4 protein-coding genes are annotated in these 2,394 nt (G+C 73.9%); all 4 read left to right on the top strand.

The genetic code is table 11. The features are described from left to right. The first annotated feature begins 16 nt into the window (after positions 1-16). Complete coding sequence (locus tag AC1DUQ_RS20790; protein ID WP_477061793.1) at positions 17-1,084, top strand: polyprenyl synthetase family protein; 1,068 nt, start codon at positions 17-19, stop codon at positions 1,082-1,084. 12 nt (positions 1,085-1,096) lie between these two features. Next, on the top strand, positions 1,097-1,579 hold the full coding sequence (locus AC1DUQ_RS20785; RefSeq protein WP_477061794.1) for a hypothetical protein: 483 nt from the start codon (positions 1,097-1,099) through the stop codon (positions 1,577-1,579). Further along, a complete protein-coding gene (locus AC1DUQ_RS20780; RefSeq protein ID WP_477061795.1) occupies positions 1,576-2,151 on the top strand; it encodes a hypothetical protein in 576 nt (191 codons plus the stop codon). Before AC1DUQ_RS20785 ends, AC1DUQ_RS20780 begins: the two co-directional genes overlap by 4 nt. Before the next feature lie 2 nt (positions 2,152-2,153). Further along, a partial coding sequence (locus AC1DUQ_RS20775; RefSeq protein WP_477074521.1) for a hypothetical protein occupies positions 2,154-2,394 on the top strand: 241 nt, incomplete at its 3' end.

The raw sequence follows: 2,394 nt of genomic DNA, 5'->3' as shown, positions 1-2,394 counted from the left end.
GCGGTAGGACGGGCCCATGGCCCACGACGAACGACTGGTCGCGCGCGTCCTCGCCGACGCGCGCGACCTCGTGCGCGGAGAGATCGCGGAGCTCGTCGCGCGTCGTCGGGCCACGGGCTACGGCCCCCTGTACGACCTCGTCGCGGACTACCCGCTCCGGGAGGGCAAGGGTCTGCGTCCTGCCATCTGCCTGAGCGCGGCCATCGCCGCGGGTGGCCGCACGGAACAGGCGCTCGGCTCGGCGACGGCCCTGGAGCTCCTGCACAACGGCTTCCTGGTGCACGACGACATCGAGGACGCCTCCACGTTCCGGCGCGGCCGCGCCACCCTGTTCGCGGACCGTGGCGTCCCGGTGGCGATCAACGTGGGGGACGCGACGAACATCCTCTCGGTCGGCGTGCTGCTGGAGAACGTGTCGGGCATCGGCGTCCGCAAGGCGCTCCTGGTGCTGCGGGAGTTCGAGCGGATGGCACGCGAGTCGGTGGAGGGTCAGGCGATCGAGCTCGACTGGATAGCCGCCGGAACGTTCGACCTGCAGGACCGCGACTACGTGCGCATGGTCTACAAGAAGACCTGCTGGTACACGGTGATCGCGCCGCTGCGCATCGGCGTGATCTGCGGCAGCCCGCCGGGGGAGGGCCGGCCCACCGAGCAGGAGCTCCTCGCGCTCGTCTCCCTCGGGTTCCACGCCGGCGTCGCGTTCCAGATCACCGACGACGTGCTCAACCTCGTGGCCGACGAGGGCGCCTACGGCAAGGAGTCCGCCGGCGACCTCTGGGAGGGCAAGCGCACGGTCATGCTCCTGCACTTCCTGCGGACGGCCCCCACGCCGGATCGCGAGCGCGCGCTGCGCCTGCTGACCGTCCCCCGGCCGGACAAGGACGGTGACGAGGTGGCGTGGCTGGCGGGCGCCATGGGGCGGGGCGGGTCGATCGACCACGGGCGCGCGCTGGCGCAGCGGTACTCGCGCAAGGCCCTCGAGCTCGAGTCCCGCGTGCTGGGCCCCTCCCGCGACGACGACTCGGCGGACTATCGTCACTTTCTGCGCGAGATGCTGCACTACGTGATCGACCGGACGCTGTAGCTGGGGGAGTCGATGACGGAGCCACCGCACGGAGCCGGCGACGCACTGAGCGAGATCCTGCGCCTGCAGACCGAGTTCCAGGGTCGGATGGTCGACGAGACGCTCCGGTACCTGCGGCGGGTGCAAGGCATGTTCGAGCCGCACAGCCCCGGCACGGTGCTGCGACCGGACGCCCCGGACGCGCTGGCGGTGACCGCGCCGCTGGGCGGCCGGGCCCAGGTCCAGCTGGACGTCGAGAATCGGCAGCGGGTGCACACAGCCCTCGCGGCCGTCCTCACCCCGCTGGTCGGCGACGACGGCACGACGTGGTTCGTCGACGCCGACGCACGACCGGCGTTCCGGCTCCTCGCCCCCGCCGAGCAGGCGCGCGTCACGGTCCGGCTCCGCGTCCCGGGCGACGTCCCACCCGGGCTCTACCGCGGCCTGGTGACCCTGCGCGGGCTCCACCCGGCGGGGGTGCCGCTCGAGGTCACCGTGACGGAGGTCGTCGCGTGACGGCGCGCGCCGAGGTCCGGCTGGTCGACGAGCCCGACCGGGCGGGCCGGACGACGGCGGCACTCGTCGCCTCGCTCTCCGGCCGGCTGGCGGCGCTCTCCCTGGTGTCAGGGGCCGACGTCGTCGGAGCACTGGCGGCCGGTGTGGCGGCGCTCGGGCGGCAGACGGCGGAGACGACCGAGGGCCGCCGGCTCCGGGAGGGGTTGGCGCACGGACGCCCGGCGACGAATGCCGCGCTGCTCTGGAAGCAGCTGGGCATCGAGCGGTGGCTCTCGACGATGCCGCCGAGCCGGGTCCTCGACCAGCTGCGCAACGACGCCGCCCTGCTCCTGGTGGACGACCTCGCCGAGACGTTCGAGCTGCCGCCGCTGGTCGCGGAGCCCACGGGCGCGGACCGGCCGACCGACCCCGAACGCATCGACCCGCTGGACCTGATGGTGGGGATGTGGGTGCTGGCCAAGGACACGGTCGACCTCGTGCAGGCGCTCGCGGACAGCTCCGGCCTCCCGCCTGCCACCGTGCTGCCCGGTCGCCCCGCACCCGCGCGGGTCGACGGCGGCGTCCTGCGCTGACCGTGCGCGACCACCTGCGACGCCCGTCGGCGGACGATCCTGCGCGTGGTGCGTACAAGGAGTGGCTGCACGTCAACGCGTTCGACCACGAGACCGGGCTGATCGCGCTGGTCAACGTGTCGGTGCACGGCGACCCCGCCGCGCCGGCGTCCCGCGCGGTCGGCGCGGCGCTGGTGCACGAGCCGGGGACCGGCTGGGCGGGGAACGCGGAGGTGGTGTCGGGCGGCTCGGTCGAGACGGGGG

The sequence above is a fragment of the Cellulomonas sp. P4_B5_2 genome, assembly GCF_056402235.1.
This window is presented reverse-complemented; position numbering and strand designations above follow the sequence as displayed.

Bases quoted from the DNA above. Each gene is read 5' to 3' on its own strand.
- AC1DUQ_RS20790 (WP_477061793.1), top strand. From the start codon at position 17: ATGGCCCACGACGAACGACTGGTCGCGCGCGTCCTCGCCGACGCGCGC.
- AC1DUQ_RS20785 (WP_477061794.1), top strand. From the start codon at position 1,097: ATGACGGAGCCACCGCACGGAGCCGGCGACGCACTGAGCGAGATCCTG.